The sequence below is a fragment of the Streptomyces sp. NPDC005423 genome (genome assembly GCF_040606415.1).
Classification (GTDB): Bacteria; Actinomycetota; Actinomycetes; order Streptomycetales; family Streptomycetaceae; genus Streptomyces.
Genome location: NZ_JBEXET010000008.1, coordinates 113,217 through 129,517 on the forward strand (window position 1 = coordinate 113,217; position 16,301 = coordinate 129,517).

15 protein-coding genes and 1 riboswitch are annotated in these 16,301 nt (G+C 71.4%); of the genes, 8 read left to right on the forward strand and 7 right to left on the reverse strand.

The features are described from left to right. Positions 1 to 43: 43 nt before the first annotated feature. Positions 44 to 856 (forward strand): HAD family hydrolase, encoded by an 813-nt coding sequence (locus tag ABZT12_RS12495; protein WP_356381681.1) that lies wholly within the window; start codon positions 44 to 46, stop codon positions 854 to 856. Positions 857 to 868: 12 nt separating this feature from the next. On the opposite strand, the gene ABZT12_RS12500 is transcribed toward ABZT12_RS12495, so the two are convergent. After that, complete coding sequence (locus ABZT12_RS12500; protein ID WP_356381683.1) at positions 869 to 1,351, reverse strand: transglycosylase SLT domain-containing protein; 483 nt, start codon at positions 1,349 to 1,351, stop codon at positions 869 to 871. A gap of 3 nt (positions 1,352 to 1,354) precedes the next feature. Next, positions 1,355 to 1,557: riboswitch (cyclic di-AMP (ydaO/yuaA leader) on the reverse strand. A gap of 500 nt (positions 1,558 to 2,057) precedes the next feature. On the opposite strand from ABZT12_RS12500, the gene ABZT12_RS12505 reads away from it, so the two are divergent. From ABZT12_RS12505 to ABZT12_RS12525, 5 genes are all read left to right on the forward strand, one after another. Next, positions 2,058 to 3,068 (forward strand): polyprenyl synthetase family protein, encoded by a 1,011-nt coding sequence (locus ABZT12_RS12505; RefSeq protein ID WP_356381685.1) that lies wholly within the window; start codon positions 2,058 to 2,060, stop codon positions 3,066 to 3,068. A 134-nt stretch (positions 3,069 to 3,202) separates the two neighbouring features. After that, a complete protein-coding gene (locus ABZT12_RS12510) occupies positions 3,203 to 4,108 on the forward strand; it encodes a DUF3455 domain-containing protein (RefSeq protein ID WP_356381687.1) in 906 nt (301 codons plus the stop codon). Between the two features lie 255 nt (positions 4,109 to 4,363). Then, entirely contained in the window at positions 4,364 to 5,599 is a 1,236-nt protein-coding gene (locus ABZT12_RS12515) for a DUF2092 domain-containing protein (RefSeq protein WP_356381689.1), read from the forward strand. 42 nt (positions 5,600 to 5,641) lie between these two features. Beyond that, a complete protein-coding gene (locus ABZT12_RS12520) occupies positions 5,642 to 6,622 on the forward strand; it encodes an ABC transporter ATP-binding protein (RefSeq protein ID WP_356381691.1) in 981 nt (326 codons plus the stop codon). Further along, positions 6,609 to 7,481 (forward strand): ABC transporter permease, encoded by an 873-nt coding sequence (locus tag ABZT12_RS12525; RefSeq protein ID WP_356381693.1) that lies wholly within the window; start codon positions 6,609 to 6,611, stop codon positions 7,479 to 7,481. The genes ABZT12_RS12520 and ABZT12_RS12525 overlap by 14 nt, the downstream gene beginning before the upstream one ends. A gap of 31 nt (positions 7,482 to 7,512) precedes the next feature. Here the strand turns inward: ABZT12_RS12525 and ABZT12_RS12530 are convergent, their stop codons facing one another. Together ABZT12_RS12530 and ABZT12_RS12535 are read right to left on the reverse strand one after the other, a co-directional pair. After that, a complete protein-coding gene (locus tag ABZT12_RS12530; RefSeq protein ID WP_356381696.1) occupies positions 7,513 to 8,127 on the reverse strand; it encodes an NAD(P)H-dependent oxidoreductase in 615 nt (204 codons plus the stop codon). Between the two features lie 222 nt (positions 8,128 to 8,349). Further along, positions 8,350 to 8,883, reverse strand: coding sequence for a DUF6668 family protein (locus tag ABZT12_RS12535; protein ID WP_356381699.1), 534 nt, complete (start codon positions 8,881 to 8,883; stop codon positions 8,350 to 8,352). Between the two features lie 249 nt (positions 8,884 to 9,132). Between ABZT12_RS12535 and ABZT12_RS12540 the strand changes: the two genes are divergently transcribed. Then, complete coding sequence (locus ABZT12_RS12540) at positions 9,133 to 10,395, forward strand: tetratricopeptide repeat protein (RefSeq protein WP_356381702.1); 1,263 nt, start codon at positions 9,133 to 9,135, stop codon at positions 10,393 to 10,395. 167 nt (positions 10,396 to 10,562) lie between these two features. Here the strand turns inward: ABZT12_RS12540 and rarD are convergent, their stop codons facing one another. Together rarD and ABZT12_RS12550 are read right to left on the reverse strand one after the other, a co-directional pair. After that, the gene (rarD, locus tag ABZT12_RS12545; RefSeq protein ID WP_356381705.1) at positions 10,563 to 11,576 is read right to left on the reverse strand and encodes an EamA family transporter RarD; all 1,014 of its coding nucleotides are present in this window, start codon (positions 11,574 to 11,576) and stop codon (positions 10,563 to 10,565) included. Positions 11,577 to 11,751: 175 nt separating this feature from the next. Continuing rightward, complete coding sequence (locus tag ABZT12_RS12550; protein ID WP_356381708.1) at positions 11,752 to 12,606, reverse strand: SDR family oxidoreductase; 855 nt, start codon at positions 12,604 to 12,606, stop codon at positions 11,752 to 11,754. An 88-nt stretch (positions 12,607 to 12,694) separates the two neighbouring features. Here ABZT12_RS12550 and ABZT12_RS12555 point away from each other — a divergent pair, with 88 nt between their 5' ends. Continuing rightward, the gene (locus tag ABZT12_RS12555; RefSeq protein WP_356381711.1) at positions 12,695 to 13,087 is read left to right on the forward strand and encodes a helix-turn-helix domain-containing protein; all 393 of its coding nucleotides are present in this window, start codon (positions 12,695 to 12,697) and stop codon (positions 13,085 to 13,087) included. A gap of 67 nt (positions 13,088 to 13,154) precedes the next feature. On the opposite strand, the gene ABZT12_RS12560 is transcribed toward ABZT12_RS12555, so the two are convergent. Both ABZT12_RS12560 and ABZT12_RS12565 read right to left on the reverse strand, forming a co-directional pair. Continuing rightward, positions 13,155 to 14,234, reverse strand: a complete 1,080-nt coding sequence (locus ABZT12_RS12560) for a 2-oxoacid:ferredoxin oxidoreductase subunit beta (RefSeq protein WP_356381714.1) — start codon at positions 14,232 to 14,234, stop codon at positions 13,155 to 13,157. After that, positions 14,227 to 16,164: a 2-oxoacid:acceptor oxidoreductase subunit alpha gene (locus ABZT12_RS12565; protein ID WP_356381717.1), complete on the reverse strand. Its 1,938-nt coding sequence runs from the start codon at positions 16,162 to 16,164 to the stop codon at positions 14,227 to 14,229. Before ABZT12_RS12565 ends, ABZT12_RS12560 begins: the two co-directional genes overlap by 8 nt. Positions 16,165 to 16,301 lie beyond the last annotated feature (137 nt).

The following is a 16,301-nucleotide window of genomic DNA, read 5'->3' on the forward strand; positions in this document are numbered from 1 at the left end:
TTCACGTCGAGTCGGGGGGGCTTTCCGACCGTATTCTCTGATCATGGCCGCTCCCCACGCATATTCGCTCATCGCCACCGACCTGGACGGCACGTTGCTGCGTGACGACGACACGCTCTCCGACCGGTCCCTGGCCGCGCTCGCGCGGGTGGCGGCGGCCGGTGCCCGGCACCTCGTGGTCACGGGCCGGCCGGCGCCGAGGGTGCGACCGCTCCTGGAGGACCTGGGTGCCACGGGGCTCGCGGTGTGCGGACAGGGCGCGCAGCTGTACGACGCCGGCGCGCACCGTCTGCTCTGGTCGGTCACCCTGGACCGGGAGCTGGCGGAGACGGCGCTGGGCAAGATCGAGGCCGAGGTCGGCCAGGTGTACGCGGCCGTCGACCAGGACGGCGTGGACGGTCTCACCCTCATCGAGCCCGGCTACCGGATGCCCCACCCGACGCTGCCGGCCGTGCGGGTGGGCCGCCGCGACGACCTGTGGTGCGAACCGATCAGCAAGGTGCTGCTGCGCCACCCGTTCCTGCCCGACGACGAGTTGGCGTCGACGGCGCGCGGGGTGGTGGGCTCCATGGTGTCGGTCACCATGTCGGGCCCCGGCACCGTCGAACTCCAGCCACTCGGCATCACCAAGGCGACCGGACTGGCGCTGGCCGCCCGGCACTTGGGCCTGGGCCCGGCGGAGACCGTCGCCTTCGGCGACATGCCCAACGACATCCCGATGTTCGACTGGGCCGCCCACGGTGTCGCGATGGCCAACGCGCACCCCGAACTCAAGGCCGTGGCCGACGAGATCACCATGTCGAACGAGGACGACGGCATCGCCGTCGTCCTCGAAGGACTGTTCCCGGGGGCCTGAGAGCCGGAACTCCTAGTACGCGCCGTACACGTTGTCGATCGAGCCGTACACCGCGGCCGCGTAGTTGCAGGCGGCGGTGATGTTCGCGACCGGGTCGTAGGGGTCGTACGAGGTGCCCGCCACGTGGTAGGCGTTGAACGTCGGGTCGATGACCTGGAGGAGCCCCTTCGACGGGGTGCCGGCCGCCGCGTTGGAGTCCCAGTTGTTGATGGCCAGCGGGTTGCCGGAGGACTCGCGGATCACGTTGCGGTAGATGCCGTCGTACGTGCCCGGGATCCCCTTCTGCGCCATGATCGCGAGCGATTCGCGGATCCAGCCGTCGAGGTTGTTGGAGTACGTCGTGGCCGACGCGGTGGTGGCCGTCGTGGTGGCCGTGGTGGCGGCCGAGGCGGTGGTCGCGCCGATGATCGGCAGCGCGAGCACGGCCGCACCGCTGCCGGCGACGGCCAGGGTGCGGACGAGTCGGGCGCGTCGGGACTGGGCGGTTCCGGGCATGTCGAGGTTCCTCTCCGTCGCCTGCGAGGTGAGCTGTCGGGTTCGGGCTGGGAGGTGCCCGGCCGCGTCCTCGCGGACGTGGCTCAACCCCGAGCCGGTCCGGCCTCACGGCCGGTCCGGCGACTTACCTGGGTCCCCCGCTCCTGCCGTGCGAGTAGTTCGTGACTGGGATGCCGGGCGGCGGCAGGATTCGGCGTTCCGCTCGACAGGCCGGGAACGTATGCGAGAGAACATGTCGGGAACAAGTGGCGGAATCACACCTCACCCCTTTTGACCTTGGTCCGGGGTCTATGAGGTACTTGATCCTTTGCGTCAGCCATGAGTCAACTGGCAAGAGGCGCAAGGAAGAACGAGGACGGGTCGGCGCACGGGTCACGCACGGAAACGCGTGACCCAAGTCACGGGAAGGTGAGAACCGGCAAATCGGGCAATAGCAGTTAATCCTTGCCAACCGCCTGTCGCGGGTGACGGCATGGCCCAGATTCGCGGGAGCGATGGAAAGCGGCATTTCCTTTTCGATCGGTATTTGTCCACTGTTATCAGGTGATCAAAAACATACCGGTCGTGATCCGATACCACCCCGCCTGGCCGGGGTGGGTGGCATGGGTGATCGAAAGCTGACCGGATACGCTGACTTGAGTGCTGGCAGCGACCTATCGACAAACCGTGTGACCGCCCAGAGACACCAGCAGACAGGAGACCCCTCGTGACCGTCGTCGGGCCGTTCGGGCTGAGCGTGCGGGACCAGGCTCTGGAAGCCGATGTCCAGGCCGGATTGGCGGCCGTCGAAGAGGGGCTGCTCGAAGCCACCAAGAGCGAGGTCCCCTTCATCACGGAGGCCGCGCAGCACCTGGTGCGCGCGGGCGGCAAACGGTTCCGTCCGCTGCTGGTGATGCTCGCCGCCCAGTTCGGCGACCGTTTCGCACCCGGTGTCGTGCCGTCGGCGGTCGTCGTCGAACTGACCCACCTCGCCACGCTGTACCACGACGACGTGATGGACGAGGCGGCCGTGCGCCGCGGGGTGCAGAGCGCCAACACCCGCTGGGGCAACTCGGTGGCGGTCCTCACCGGAGACTTCCTCTTCGCCCGCGCCTCGCACATCCTGGCCGACCTCGGGCCGGAGGCGGTGCGGGTCCAGGCCGAGGCGTTCGAGCGCCTGGTCACCGGCCAGATCCTGGAGACGGCCGGACCCACCGACGGGCGCGACCCGGTCGAGCACTACCTCGACGTCCTCGGCGGCAAGACCGGCTCCCTGGTCGCGGTCTCCTGCCGGTTCGGCGCGATGATGTCCGGCTGCGACGACACGGTCGTGGACATCCTCACCCAGTACGGCGAGCGGCTCGGCGTCGCCTTCCAGCTCGCCGACGACGTCCTCGACATCGCGTCCGACGGCCACGAGTCCGGCAAGACCCCGGGTACGGACCTGCGCGAGGGCATCCCCACCCTGCCGGTGCTCCTGCTGCGCGAGCGGGCCGCCCGGCTGGGCCTGGCCGAGGACCTCGCCCTCTGCGAGCTGCTCGACTCCGACCTCACCGACGACGCCCGGCACGCCGAGGCGCTCTCCCTGCTGCGGGCCCACCCCGCCCTGGAGCAGGCCCGCCGCGACACCGTCCGCTACGCCGAGGACGCCCGGGCGGCCCTCGCCCCCCTCCCGGAGTGCGACGCGAAGACCTCCCTGACCGAGATGTGCGACGCGGTGGTCCACCGCGCCGGCTGACCCGGCCGGCCGCATCCGCCCCCATGTGATCCAGGTCACCCGCTCGGAGTGAGGTTCCCGTCAGGCCCGCTCCGTAGTCATGCCCAGAAGCCGGCGCAGGGGTCGCCGGTGGGGATGCGGGAGACAGAGGAATCATGGGTAGGAACGCCACCTTCGCGAAGAGCCGCAAGAGTCTGACCGCCGCGGTCATCGGGCTGACGGCCGTGGCCGGTGCCGCCGCCGGAGCCGTCCCGTCGTACGCCCAGGAAGACCCGTCCGGGGGCGGTACGGTCCTCGCCGCCAGTCTCCGGGGCGCCGACGAGGGCGCTACCGCGCTCGAATTCGTCCGGGTGGAGGGCGACCGGGTCTCCGTGGCGGTCACCTGGCACGGCACCGGCCGCCCGGCCGCGCTCCGCATCCACCAGGGCGACGGGAACGCCGCCGGTGACGTCACGATCGACTTCGGCGCACTGCTGCGCCACAGCGCCGGCCACACCGTCACCGGCACCGTCGAGGTCACGGACGCCGCTCTCCTCGGCACGCTGACGACCGACCCCGGTGCGTTCTCCGCCGACCTGACCACGACCGGCTCCTCGGCCGGCGCCCTGCACGGCCGGCTCCACCACGTCAGCACCCCCGTCGACTTCCGGCACGTCCTGGGCAGCTTCCAGGCGCCCGTAGTCGAAGGGCAGCAGATCTACGAATGCAAGCCGACCGACGCCGGCGGCTATGCCTTCGCCCAGCGGGACGTCAGCGCCGCCCTCGAAAAGGGCATCGCCCACTCCTACGTCCAGCCCAACTCCGGCGTCCCGCAGTGGGTGGCCCCCGACGGCAGCGCCGTCACCGGCACCGTCGTAGCCAAGACGCCGAACGGCACCGGCAACATCCCCGAGGTGGAACTCGCCGCCACCCGGTCCGGCGCCGCGCACGGGCTCCTCTCCCGCACCGCCGCGGTCCTGCGCCTGAACACCGTCGGCGGCGTCGCCCCGGCCGGTTCCTGCACTCCGGGCGCGATCGTCGGCGTGCCGTACCACGCGGACTACGTGTTCGTGCAGGGCTGATCAACTGCCGTGCACAGGCGGCGCCTTCACCGTTCGGCCCGGGCAACCCCTACGGGTCGGGGGCGGCGCCGCCTCCCCGTGTCATCCCCCAGGCGTACGCGGAGTTGGCTCCCCGGTCTGACGCTTGGACTCCGCGAATTTGGTGAGATGGAGACAGCGGAAAACACCACTCCTCACCGATTCGGGTGAGAATGGCGGCTGAGGGGATCGCTGCGGAGACCCACAGCCGCCGCCGACGACGGAGGTAAGGCAGACATGGCACCGTACGAAACCGACGACGGCACGGACACCACGGAGGTCGACGACCTCGGGGCACGCCGGCGCAAGGCGGCGCGGTACGTCGTGCCGGTCACCGTGCTGGGGGTCGCGGCGGCGACGATCGGGCTCGTCCCGGCGCTCGCGGCCTCGGGCGACCCGGACCTGCCGAAGATCAGCGCCCAGCAGCTCATCGAGAAGATCGCCAAGTCGGACGTCCAGCAGCTGTCCGGCACCGTACGGATCAGCACCGACCTCGGCCTGCCCAACCTCGGCGGCCTGGAGAACAGCCTGATGTCGGGCGCCACGAAGCGGGGCGACGGCTCCTCCGCCGACCCGACGGCCAAGCTCACCGAGCTGGCCTCCGGCTCCCACACCCTGCGCGTCGCCGCCGACGGCCCGGACCGGCAGAAGGTCTCCCTCCTGGAGAGCGCCGCCGAGTACAGCCTCATCCACAACGGCAAGGACGTCTGGGGCTACGACAGCCGATCCAACGAGGTCTACCACTCCACCGCCGCCGAGGGCAGCGGCAGCACCGGCCGTCGGGACGACGTCCCCGCCACTCCCAAGGACCTCACCAACGAGGCCCTGAAGGCGGTCGACGCCACCACCTCCGTCACCGTCGACGGTACCGAGCAGGTGGCCGGCCGGGACGCCTACAAGCTCCTCATCAAGCCCAGGCAGTCGGGTACCACGGTCGGCGCGATCAGTGTCGCGGTGGACGCCAGGACGGGCCTGCCGCTGAAGTTCACGCTGACCCCGGCGAGCGGCGGCGCCGCCGTCGTCGACGCCGGTTTCACCCGGATCAGCTTCGCCAGGCCGGCCGCTTCGACCTTCGACTTCACCACGCCCAAGGGCGCGAAGGTCACCGAGGGAGACCACGCCGCCAAGGTCCCCGACTCCGCCAACGCGCCGTCCAAGGCTCCCGCGCCGTCCAAGGGCTCGAAGGGCGACCTCGGCAAGGGCCCCGACGGCCTCAAGGTCCTCGGCAAGGGCTGGAACTCGGTCGCCGTCCTCGACACCGGCGGCCAGGGCATCCCGTCCGGCGCCTCGTCCGGCGGCGGTGACCTCGGCGGCTTCCTCGGCTCGCTCGGCGACCAGGTCAAGGGCAAGTTCGGCTCGGGCACGGTCTTCTCGACCCGCCTGGTCAACGCCCTCGTCACGGACGACGGCACGGTGTACGTGGGAGCGGTGAACAAGAGCGCGCTGGTGAAGGCGGCCGACGCGGCGAAGTGAGTACCGTACGACGCCCATGAGTTGAGGGAATCGAGGGAGCCGATGGCCGAGGGGTCCGCCACGCGACCGGAGCCCGAGGAGGCCACCTCGGGCGCGGGCGTGATCGCCACCCGCGGCCTCACCAAGCGCTACCGCGGCGGACAGCTCGCCGTGGACGGTCTCGACCTGACCGTCCCGGCGGGCAGCGTCTTCGGCTTCCTCGGCCCCAACGGCTCGGGCAAGACCACCACCATCCGCATGCTGATGGGCCTGATCGCACCCACCTCGGGCACGGCCCGCGTCCTGGACCGCCCCATGCCCGGCTCCGCCCGCACGGTCCTGCCCCACGTCGGCGCCCTGATCGAGGGCCCGGCCCTCTACGGCTTCCTCTCCGGCCGGGACAACCTCCTGCGCTACGACGCCGCCGACCCGACCGCCGACCCCCGCACCCGGCGCACCCGCGTCGCCGCCGCGCTGGACCGGGTCGGCCTCACGGCGGCCTCGGCGAAGCGCGCGAAGGCCTACTCCCTCGGCATGAAGCAGCGGCTGGCCCTCGCGGCGGCGCTGCTCCAGCCCCGCAGACTGCTGGTCCTGGACGAGCCGACCAACGGCCTCGACCCGCAGGGAATGCGCGAAATCCGTTCCCTGATCAGGGAGTTGGCCTCGGACGGCACGACCGTCTTCCTCTCCTCCCACCTCCTCGACGAGATCGAGCAGGTGTGCACGCACGCGGCGGTGATGGCCCGGGGCCGACTGCTCACCCAGGGCTCCGTGGCCGAGCTCGCGGCGGGTACCCGCGGCCGGCTCTCCGTGACGACACCCGACACCGTGGACGCGGCCCGGGTGCTCAAGGAGCAGGGCGCCGCCGACGTGGTCGTCACGGAGGACCGGGTGACGGGCGAACCACCGGACCGCGACCTCGCCGAGGTGAACGCGGCACTGGTCGGGGCGGGCGTCCGGGTCCGCGCCTTCGGCGTCGAACGGGCCTCCCTGGAGGACGCGTTCGTGGCACTCACCGGGGAGGGCTTCGATGTCGCGGGCTGAGGCGGCGCCGCGCGCGCCCCGCGTCCTGTGGACCTTCGGACTGCTGCGCAGCGAACTGCTGACGACGTTCCGCCGCTGGCGCACGCTCGCCCTGCTGGGCGTGCTGGCCGCCGTGCCGGTACTGGTCGGGATCGCGGTCAAGCTGGAGACCGGGGGCGGTTCGCGCCCCGGCGGCGGCGACGGCGGGGGACCGGCGTTCATCGCGCAGATCACCAACAACGGCCTCTTCCTGGTCTTCACCGCGCTCGCCGCCACCCTCCCCTTCTTCCTGCCGATGGCGATCGGGGTCGTGGCGGGCGACGCGATAGCGGGCGAGGCGAGCGCGGGCACCCTGCGCTACCTGCTGGTCGCCCCGGCCGGCCGCACCCGCCTGCTGCTCACCAAGTACGCGACGACGATGACGTTCTGCCTGGTGGCGACGGTGGTGGTGGCGGTCTCGGCGCTCACGGTGGGCGCCCTGCTCTTCCCGCTGGGCGAGCTGACGACGATCTCCGGCACCCGGATCAGCCTCGCCGACGGACTCGGCCGCGCCCTGCTGATCGCGCTCGTGGTCGCGGCCTCGCTGACCGGGGTGGCGGCTCTGGGCCTGTTCGTCTCCACCCTGACCAACAGCGGCATCGCGGCGATGGCGACGACGGTGGGTCTGCTGATCACCGTCCAGATCCTCGACCAGATTCCTCAACTGCACGCGCTCCAGCCGTACTTCTTCTCCCACTACTGGCTTTCCTTCGCCGACCTCATGCGCGACCCCGTCTACTGGGACGACCTGGTCAAGAACCTGGGCCTCCAGGTTCTGTACGCGGCGGTGTTCGGATCGGCCGCGTGGGCGAGGTTCACGACGAAGGACATCACCGCGTAGCGGGGGACGGCCGGGAGGACCGCTCGGCGCGTCAGACCGCGGTGGGCACGGACGGGGCGTCCCGCTCGTGCTCGTAGAGGAAGCGGGCGGGGGCCGGCTCCCGGGCGAAGAAGGTCGCGGCCCGCGCCAGCGCCTCCGTGTCCTTCAGTACGTCGCCGCGTGCGCTGCCGTTGCCGAAGAGCACTCCGCCGAAGCGCATCCTCAGGTACGCGGCGGAGTTGTTGAGCGTGCCGGTCAGCGGGTCGCCCACCTCGGCCCGGTCGTCGGCGAGGGCGGAGACGCCCCACAGGGTGCGTCCGGCGAGGGTCGCCCGGAAGTCGGCGCCGGGGACGCGCAGCCAGTCGGACCAGTAGTCCAGGTAGCGCTTGGTGAGGCCGGAGACGGAGTACCAGTACACCGGCGAGGCGATCACGATGTCCGTCGCGGCGAGGGTGGCGTCCAGGAGCAGCCGGACGTTCTCGTCCTCGGCCGGCTGTACGGGCCCGTCGTGCCGGATGTCCACGAAGTCGGGCAGCGGATGCTCGGTGAGCCGCAGCCACCGCTGCTCGACGTCGGCGGGCAGCTGTTCGGCCGCGCGGCGAGCGAGCGACTCGGTGTTGCCGTCGCGCCGGGCACTGCCCAGGACGAAGAGGAAACGGCGGGTCATGGGTCCCCCAGGTAATCGGCTTGCGACAAATACACGTGCATGCATTATATGCACGTACAAGCATCTGTCCATGGGTGCCGTGCGCGGAGACGTGAGGCGGAGGGAGAAGAGACAGAGGGAAGGGAGGGGAGGAGGGAGGGGGTGGTGGCCGAAAAAATGTGACACTCAGGCGTTAAGTGACACGCTTTTTCGGCCGAGGTGGGTGCCGGCCGCGGCCAGGACTCAGTGTCGCCCGGTCGGCGCCCCGGTGAGGCGGGCCAGCGGTTCGGTCTCGCGCGGGGGGCCACCGGCGCGGACGCCGAGCCGCCAGGCCGGCACCCAGGGCACGCGGTACACATCGATGACCGACTCGACCGCCCTGACGTACGCGGCGAGCGGACGTGGCAGCCGGCCCGGCGCGTCCGCCACGAGAACGACCGCGTCGAGATCCAGCCCGGCCGGCACCTCGCGCCGACGGAACAGTTCCAGTGCACGGGAGACCGCGTCGAGGCCCGCCGCGTGCGTCCGGGCGACGAGCAGCACGGACGCGGGATCCTCCGGGCCGGGCCACCCGCGTCCGCAGTCGTGACCGCCGTAGACGGCCGCGAGGGTGGTGGCGCCGGAGCCGCCGTGGGTGCCGACCCAGGAGAAACGCCGGGCCGTGACCGGGGAACCGCCGGGCACGCCGGGAGTCCGGGCCGGCGCACCGGTGCCGACGTCCGCGCCGACCGGTCCACGGAGCCAGATCTCCGGCCCCAGGCGTACGTCTGTCCCCATGTCGCTCTCCCTCCTCGTCGCCCCGCCGGTCCTGGCCGGGGCGCGCACCCGTACGCGACGGGCGTGAGCGCCTGGGACGAGGCTGTGACGCCGTGGTGACGCGCGCACCGGCGGCGGGCGGAGAGACTCAACAGTACGGGTACGGACGGATCTTGGCGCCGGGGGCCGAACCCCGTCGGCGGGAGGGGGCACCATGGAACCCGCACCTGCCGTCGGTGGGCTTTCCGGCGCATCCGAGTGAGGGAACCAATGTCTCGACTCAGCCGCGAGAAGAAGCGGGAACAGAAGCGCGCCGGGCTGCCGGCGGACGTCGCCGTCCCATCGCCGTTCGACGTCCGCGTGCCGGTGGACGGTCCCGGCGTGGGCGGCGCCTCGATCGGCGGCGTGCCCGTCACCGTGGCGCCCGGCGAGGAGATCCAGCACGCGGTCCTCAACCATCTGCACCGCATCGCCGTCGCCGCCGGCCACCCGGTCCTCGCCACGATCCGCGACGACCGCATCGGCTACGTCGTCCCGCTCCGGATGGCCCCGGACGGCTCCAGCCACTTCACGGCGGACCCCTACCCCACCCTCCCGCCGAGCCCGGCGCCCGCGCCCCCCGCACCCCCCGCGCCCCTGGAACCGCGGAACTCCGACGACTGGGCGACCCGCGTCATGCGCACGCTCCCCGAGCCGTCGGCCACGGGCGGGGTCGAGTCCGCGCCGACCCACAGGCTGCGCACGGTGCGGGGGCGGACGGCCGGGACACCCCCGACGTTCCCTCTGCACACCGTCCCGGAGCCGCCCCGGGCCACGCCCCCCGGCTCGGTCGCACCCCCGACGGGCGCGTTCGGCCCGCCGCCCTCGATGGACGGCACCTCGACATCCACGCCCACGCCCGCGCCTTCACCGGGACCGGTCCCCACCCTGGACCCCGCCCCTGCCCCCGTCCGCGCGCTGATCCCCGACCCCGCGCTGCTGCCCCGCGAACTCGAATCCGACGTGAAGCCGACTCCGGTCCGTGGCTTCGACGCGGTGGCCGAGGCGGTACTGGGGGACGGGCCGCTGGACGGCGGCGGCTCGGCGCTGCTCGCCGAGCCGGTCGGACGGATCAACGAGGCCGTCAGGGCGGGGCGGATCGACACAGCGGCCGGGCTGGCGGAGCAGGCCGTCGAGGAGGCGTCACGCACCCTGGGGCCCGAGCACACCGAAGTGCTGCGGCTACGTGAACTCAGCGCCTACATCGCCTACTTGGCCGGCGAACCGGTCCGCGCCTTCCGGCTCTGCCTCGACGTCGCCCGCATCCACCGCCGGACGGACGACACGGAAGCCGCCTACGGCGACATCCAGAGCGCGGCCTCGGCCTGGCGCGCCGTACGCGACCCGGAGGAGGGCCTGCGCCTGGGCGGCGAGCTGATCGGGCTGTGGGCCGAACTCGCCGCCGAGGAGGGCCCCGCGGCCGAAGAGAGCGACCAACTGGACGCCGCCCGCGCCCGGATGACCCGCCTCACGGAACGCGCCGCCCGTAAATAGTCCGACCCGCCCACGAGTTGAGAACGCCGCACCCGAGCAACCCAGCACACCCTCGCCGCCACACCCCCCACTCGCCGTACCCGCGCACACACCGTCCCAACGAAAACTCCTCCGGCCCACGCGCACCGCGGCCACACCGGTCGTGCCGGCTACCCCGGTGGTGCCGGTCACTCGGCCACGGGGGTCGCGTCGGCCACGTGCGTCACGGCGGCCACCCCGGCCGCTCCGGTCGCGTCGGTCACGTGGGGCACCCCGGTCGCGTCGGTCACTCCGGCCCGCCGCTCCCGACCGTGCCTGCGCGCGGAGCGCCACGCGTCGGCGGTCAGCAGCGACAGTGCGAGCCAGACCAGCGCGAAGCCCGCCCACCGTTCGGCCGGCATCGCCTCGTGGAAGTAGAAGACCCCGAGGAGGAACTGGAACACCGGCGCCAGATACTGCAGCAGCCCCAGTGTCGACAGCGGCACCCGGATCGCGGCGGCGCCGAAGCAGACGAGGGGGAGGGCCGTGACGAGCCCGGTCGAGGCCAGCAGCACCGCATGTCCGGAGCCCTCGCTGCCGAAGGTGGCGCCCCCGTGCGCGGAGAGCCACAGCAGATAGGCGAGCGCGGGCAGGAACTGGATCGCGGTCTCGGCGGCCAGCGACTCGACCCCGCCGAGGTTGACCTTCTTCTTCACCAGGCCGTAGGTCGCGAAGGAGAACGCCAGGCAGAGGGAGATCCAGGGCGGCTGTCCGTACCCGATGGTCAGGACGAGCACCGCCGCGAAACCGACGCCGACCGCGGTCCACTGCACGGGCCGCAGCCGTTCCTTCAGCAGCAGCACGCCCATGGCGATGGTGACGAGCGGATTGATGAAGTAGCCGAGCGAGGCCTCGACGACGTGGCCGCTGTTCACGGCCCAGATGTAGACGCCCCAGTTGACGGTGATGACCGCGGCGGCGACGGTCACGAGCCCCAACTTGCTTGGCTGGCGCAGCAGTTCCCCGGCCCACGCCCAGCGGCGCAGCACGATCAGCGCGACGGCGACGAACGCGAGCGACCAGACCATGCGGTGGGCGAGGATCTCGGCGGCCCCGGCCGGCTTCAGCAGGGGCCAGAAGAGCGGGACGAGGCCCCACATGCCGTATGCCGCGAAGCCGTTCAGCAGTCCTGTGTGCCGCTCGCCCTTCGGCTTCCCGTTCACGGGTCCCTCCTCGCGCCTGGCCGCTCTGTTTCACGGCAGCACGAAGGTAGCTCCGGGCGCCCCCGCCTGTCATGCGCGTATCGGCATACGGTCATGACAGGCGGGCGTAGGCAGGCAAGGGTGCGGAGGCGAGGGCGCGCGGGCCGGGGCACCCCCGGGGTACCCCACGGGGCGGTCAGCCCTTGAGCGCTGAGACGATGGACTCGGTGATCGGCGTGGTGGCACGGCCGGTCAGCCGGGACAGGTCGCCGGTGACGACGCCCAGCTCGCCCTTCTCGATGGAGGCGTCCACGCCGGCCAGGATCGCGGCGAGCGGCGCGGGCACTCCGGCGCCGGTCAGGATGGAGGCGTAGGCCTCGACCGGGACGGAGGTGTACGCGATCTCCTTGCCGGAGTGCTCGCTCAGCGCGGCGGCGTACTCGGCGAAGGTCCAGGCGGTGTCGCCGCTGAGCTCGTACGTCTTGTTCTCGTGGCCCTCACCGGTCAGCACCGCGACGGCGGCGGCGGCGTAGTCGGCGCGCGCCGCCGAGGCGACCCGGCCGTCGCCGGCGGCCTGGACGACGGCGCCGTGCTCCAGGGCGGGGGCGAGGTTCTCGGTGTAGTTCTCGTTGTACCAGCCGTTGCGGAGCAGGGCGTAGGGCAGACCGGAGGCGAGCAGTATCTCCTCGGTCGCCTTGTGGTCGTCGGCGAGTGCGGCGGTGAGGGTGCCCGGGGCGCTGGTGTAGGCGAGGAGCGCGACGCCGGCGGCCTTGGCGGCTTCGATGACGACCGTGTGCTGCCCGACGCGGCCCTTGTCGAACTCGTTGCCGGAGATCAGCAGCACCTTGTCCCCGGCGGCGAAGAGGCCGTCGAAGGTCTCGGGGGCGTTGTAGTCGGCGACCGCTGTCCGTACTCCGCGGGCCGCGAGGTCGGCGGCCTTCTCCGGGGTGCGCACGACGGCGGTGATCTGCTCGGCCGGAACCTTCTCCAGCAGCTGCTCCACGACGTGACGGCCGAGGTGTCCGGTGGCTCCGGTGACGACGATGCTCATGAGGAAACTCCTTGTGGGGTGCGTTAGCGCTAACCATAGGACCTGCGCTAACTGAGCGAAAGTACCCACTTTGAAGTAAGGTACTGGCATGGCCGTAAGTACCAAGAACGTGAGCGCGTACGACGTCGCGGGCGAGGGGATGTGCCCCCACCGCCTGGTCCTGGAGCATGTGACGTCCCGGTGGGGCGTCCTCGTCCTGATCGAACTGCTCGACCGCCCCTACCGCTTCGGCGAACTGCGCCGGGCGATCGGCCGCGTCAGCGAGAAGATGCTGACCCAGACCCTCCAGACCCTCGAACGGGACGGCCTCGTCCACCGCGACGCCAGACCGGTCATCCCCCCGCGCGTCGACTACTCCCTCACCGCTCTGGGCCGCGAGGCGGCCGAACAGGTGCGGGGGCTGGCCCTGTGGACGCAGGAGCGGATGGCGCAGGTGGAGAAGGCGCGGGAGGCGTACGACGAGGCGAAGGCGCGCACCTGACCGACGCCGACGCCGAGGGCCCGGGTGCGCCACCGCACCCGGGCCCTCGGCGACGCCGGCAGGGGCGTCAGCCCGCCACCGTCCAGGTGTCCCCGCCGGCCAGCAGGGCGGCGAGGTCTCCCTTGCCGTTCTGCTCGATGGCGGTGTCGAGCTGTTCCGTCAACTGGGCGTCGTAGACCGGGCGTTGGACTGCGCGCAGGACGCCGATGGGGGTGTGGTGGAGGGTGTGGGGGTCGGCGAGGCGGGAGAGGGCGAAGGCGGTGGTGGGGGAGGGGGTGTGGGCGTCGTGGACGAGGATGTCGGCCTCGTTCTCCGCGGTCACCGTGACGACTTCGAGGTCGCCGGTGGCCGGGTTCCGAACGACGCCCTGGGTGAGGTCGGTGCCGAAGCGGATCGGCTGCCCGTGTTCCAGGCGGATCACCGCCTCCTGCGCGCTCTGGCGGTCCTTCAGCACGTCGAAGGCGCCGTCGTTGAAGATGTTGCAGTTCTGGTAGATCTCCACCAGCGCGGTGCCGGGGTGGGCGGCGGCCTGGCGCAGCACCTCGGTGAGGTGTCTGCGGTCGGAGTCGATGGTCCGGGCGACGAAGGACGCCTCCGCGCCGAGGGCGAGGGAGACGGGGTTGAAAGGGGCGTCGAGGGAGCCCATCGGCGTCGACTTGGTGATCTTGCCGACCTCGGAGGTGGGCGAGTACTGGCCCTTGGTGAGGCCGTAGATCCGGTTGTTGAAGAGCAGGATCTTCAGGTTGACGTTGCGGCGCAGGGCGTGGATGAGGTGGTTGCCGCCGATGGACAGCGCGTCGCCGTCACCGGTGACCACCCACACGCTCAGATCCCGCCGGGAGGCGGCGAGTCCGGTCGCGATCGCGGGGGCGCGGCCGTGGATGGAGTGCATGCCGTAGGTGTTCATGTAGTACGGGAAACGGGAGGAGCAGCCGATGCCGGAGACGAAGACGACGTTCTCCCGGGCCAGACCCAGTTCGGGCATGAAGCCCTGCACGGCGGCGAGGACGGCGTAGTCGCCGCAGCCGGGGCACCAGCGCACTTCCTGGTCGGACTTGTAGTCCTTCATCGACTGCAGGCCCTCGGCCTTGGGGACGAGGGCGAGCGCTTCGATCGTGTCCGTGGCGCGCGGGGAGGGGTCAGCCATCGATGGCCTCCTTGAGGGCCGTGGCGAGCTGCTCGGCCTTGAACGGCATGCCGTTGACCTGGTTGTGGGAGCGGGCGTCCACCAGGTACTCGGCCCGGATGAGGGTGGCGAGCTGTCCGAGGTTCATCTCGGGGACGACGACCGTGTCGTAGCCCTTCAGTACCGTGCCGAGGTTGCGCGGGAAGGGGTTGAGGTGGCGCAGATGGGCCTGCGCGATCGACTCGCCGGCCGCCCGCAGCCGGCGTACCGCGGCGGTGATCGGGCCGAACGTCGAGCCCCAGCCGAGCACCAGCGTGCGTGCCCCGTGCGGGTCGTCGACCTCGATGTCGGGGACGTCGATGCCGTCGATCTTGGCCTGCCGGGTGCGGACCATGAAGTCGTGGTTGGCGGGGTCGTAGGAGATGTTGCCCGTGCCGTCCTGCTTCTCGATGCCGCCGATGCGGTGCTCAAGGCCGGGGGTGCCGGGGATCGCCCATGGGCGGGCGAGGGTGTGCGGGTCGCGCTTGTAGGGCCAGTAGACCTCGGTGCCGTCGTCCAGGGTGTGGTTGGGTCCCTGGGCGAACTGGACGCGCAGGTCGGGGAGTTCGTCGAGTTCCGGGATGCGCCACGGCTCGCTCCCGTTGGCGAGGTAGCCGTCGGAGAGCACGAACACCGGGGTGCGGTAGGCGAGCGCGATGCGGGCCGCCTCCAGCGCCGCGTGGAAACAGTCCGCCGGGGTGCGGGGCGCCACGATGGGGACGGGGGCCTCGCCGTTGCGGCCGTACATCGCCTGCAGCAGGTCGGCCTGCTCGGTCTTGGTCGGCAGACCGGTCGAGGGGCCGCCGCGCTGGATGTCCAGGATCAGCAGCGGCAGCTCCAGGGAGACGGCCAGGCCGATGGTCTCCGACTTCAGCGCCACCCCCGGTCCGGACGTCGTCGTCACCGCCAGCGCGCCGCCGAAGGCCGCGCCCAGGGCCGCGCCGATGCCCGCGATCTCGTCCTCGGCCTGGAAGGTCCGTACGCCGAAGTTCTTGTGCCGGCTCAGCTCGTGCAGGATGTCGGAGGCCGGGGTGATCGGGTACGAGCCCAGGAACAGTGGCAGGTCCGCCTGACGGGAGGCGGCGACGAGCCCGTAGGAGAGCGCCAGGTTCCCGGAGATGTTGCGGTAGGTGCCCGGCGGGAACGCGGACGCGGCCGGCGCGACCTCGTAGGAGACGGCGAAGTCCTCCGTCGTCTCACCGAAGTTCCAACCCGCCCTGAAAGCGGCGATGTTGGCCGCCGCGATGTCGGGCTTCTTGGCGAACTTGGTGTTCAGGAAACGCTCGGTGCCCTCGGTCGGCCGGTGGTACATCCACGACAGCAGACCCAGCGCGAACATGTTCTTGCTCCGCTCGGCCTCCTTGCGGGCCAGACCGAACTCCTTCAGCGCCTCCACCGTCAGCGTCGTCAGCGGCACCGGATGCAGGTGATAGCCGTCGAGGGAACCGTCCTCCAGCGGGCTGGCCGCGTAGCCGACCTTCGCCAGCGCCCGCTTGGTGAACTCGTCCGTGTTGAGGATGATCTCCGCCCCGCGCGGTACGTCGGCGATGTTCGCCTTCAGCGCGGCCGGGTTCATCGCCACCAGTACGTTCGGCGCGTCCCCCGGGGTCAGGATGTCGTGGTCGGCGAAGTGCAGCTGGAACGAGGAAACCCCCGGCAGGGTCCCTGCGGGGGCGCGGATCTCGGCCGGGAAGTTCGGCAGCGTCGACAGGTCGTTCCCGAACGACGCCGTCTCCGACGTGAACCGGTCACCGGTGAGCTGCATCCCGTCACCCGAGTCACCGGCGAACCGGATGATCACCCGGTCCAAGCGCCGGACATCCTTCGTCCCCGCCGGTTTGCGCTGCACTCCCACCATGGGTTCGTCGGCTTCGTCGGCCTGTTCCGCTGGACTACTGACCTGGCTGGTCACTGAACTGGACCTCCTTCGAGGACGCTGTCCGGGCATGGCCGTCCCGCCGGCCTACGCAGAATCAACCCTACGTCCGTTAGGGTCGCCTTCCTTGGGTCATTCACCCGTTGGACGGCTTTTTGAGACAGTCGGCCGCC

Coding starts and splice junctions, on each gene's coding strand:
- ABZT12_RS12495 (WP_356381681.1), top strand. CDS start 44: ATGGCCGCTCCCCACGCATATTCGCTCATCGCCACCGACCTGGACGGC.
- ABZT12_RS12500 (WP_356381683.1), bottom strand. CDS start 1,351: ATGCCCGGAACCGCCCAGTCCCGACGCGCCCGACTCGTCCGCACCCTG.
- ABZT12_RS12510 (WP_356381687.1), top strand. CDS start 3,203: ATGGGTAGGAACGCCACCTTCGCGAAGAGCCGCAAGAGTCTGACCGCC.
- ABZT12_RS12515 (WP_356381689.1), top strand. CDS start 4,364: ATGGCACCGTACGAAACCGACGACGGCACGGACACCACGGAGGTCGAC.
- ABZT12_RS12520 (WP_356381691.1), top strand. CDS start 5,642: ATGGCCGAGGGGTCCGCCACGCGACCGGAGCCCGAGGAGGCCACCTCG.
- ABZT12_RS12525 (WP_356381693.1), top strand. CDS start 6,609: ATGTCGCGGGCTGAGGCGGCGCCGCGCGCGCCCCGCGTCCTGTGGACC.
- ABZT12_RS12530 (WP_356381696.1), bottom strand. CDS start 8,127: ATGACCCGCCGTTTCCTCTTCGTCCTGGGCAGTGCCCGGCGCGACGGC.
- ABZT12_RS12535 (WP_356381699.1), bottom strand. CDS start 8,883: ATGGGGACAGACGTACGCCTGGGGCCGGAGATCTGGCTCCGTGGACCG.
- ABZT12_RS12540 (WP_356381702.1), top strand. CDS start 9,133: ATGTCTCGACTCAGCCGCGAGAAGAAGCGGGAACAGAAGCGCGCCGGG.
- ABZT12_RS12550 (WP_356381708.1), bottom strand. CDS start 12,606: ATGAGCATCGTCGTCACCGGAGCCACCGGACACCTCGGCCGTCACGTC.
- ABZT12_RS12555 (WP_356381711.1), top strand. CDS start 12,695: ATGGCCGTAAGTACCAAGAACGTGAGCGCGTACGACGTCGCGGGCGAG.
- ABZT12_RS12560 (WP_356381714.1), bottom strand. CDS start 14,234: ATGGCTGACCCCTCCCCGCGCGCCACGGACACGATCGAAGCGCTCGCC.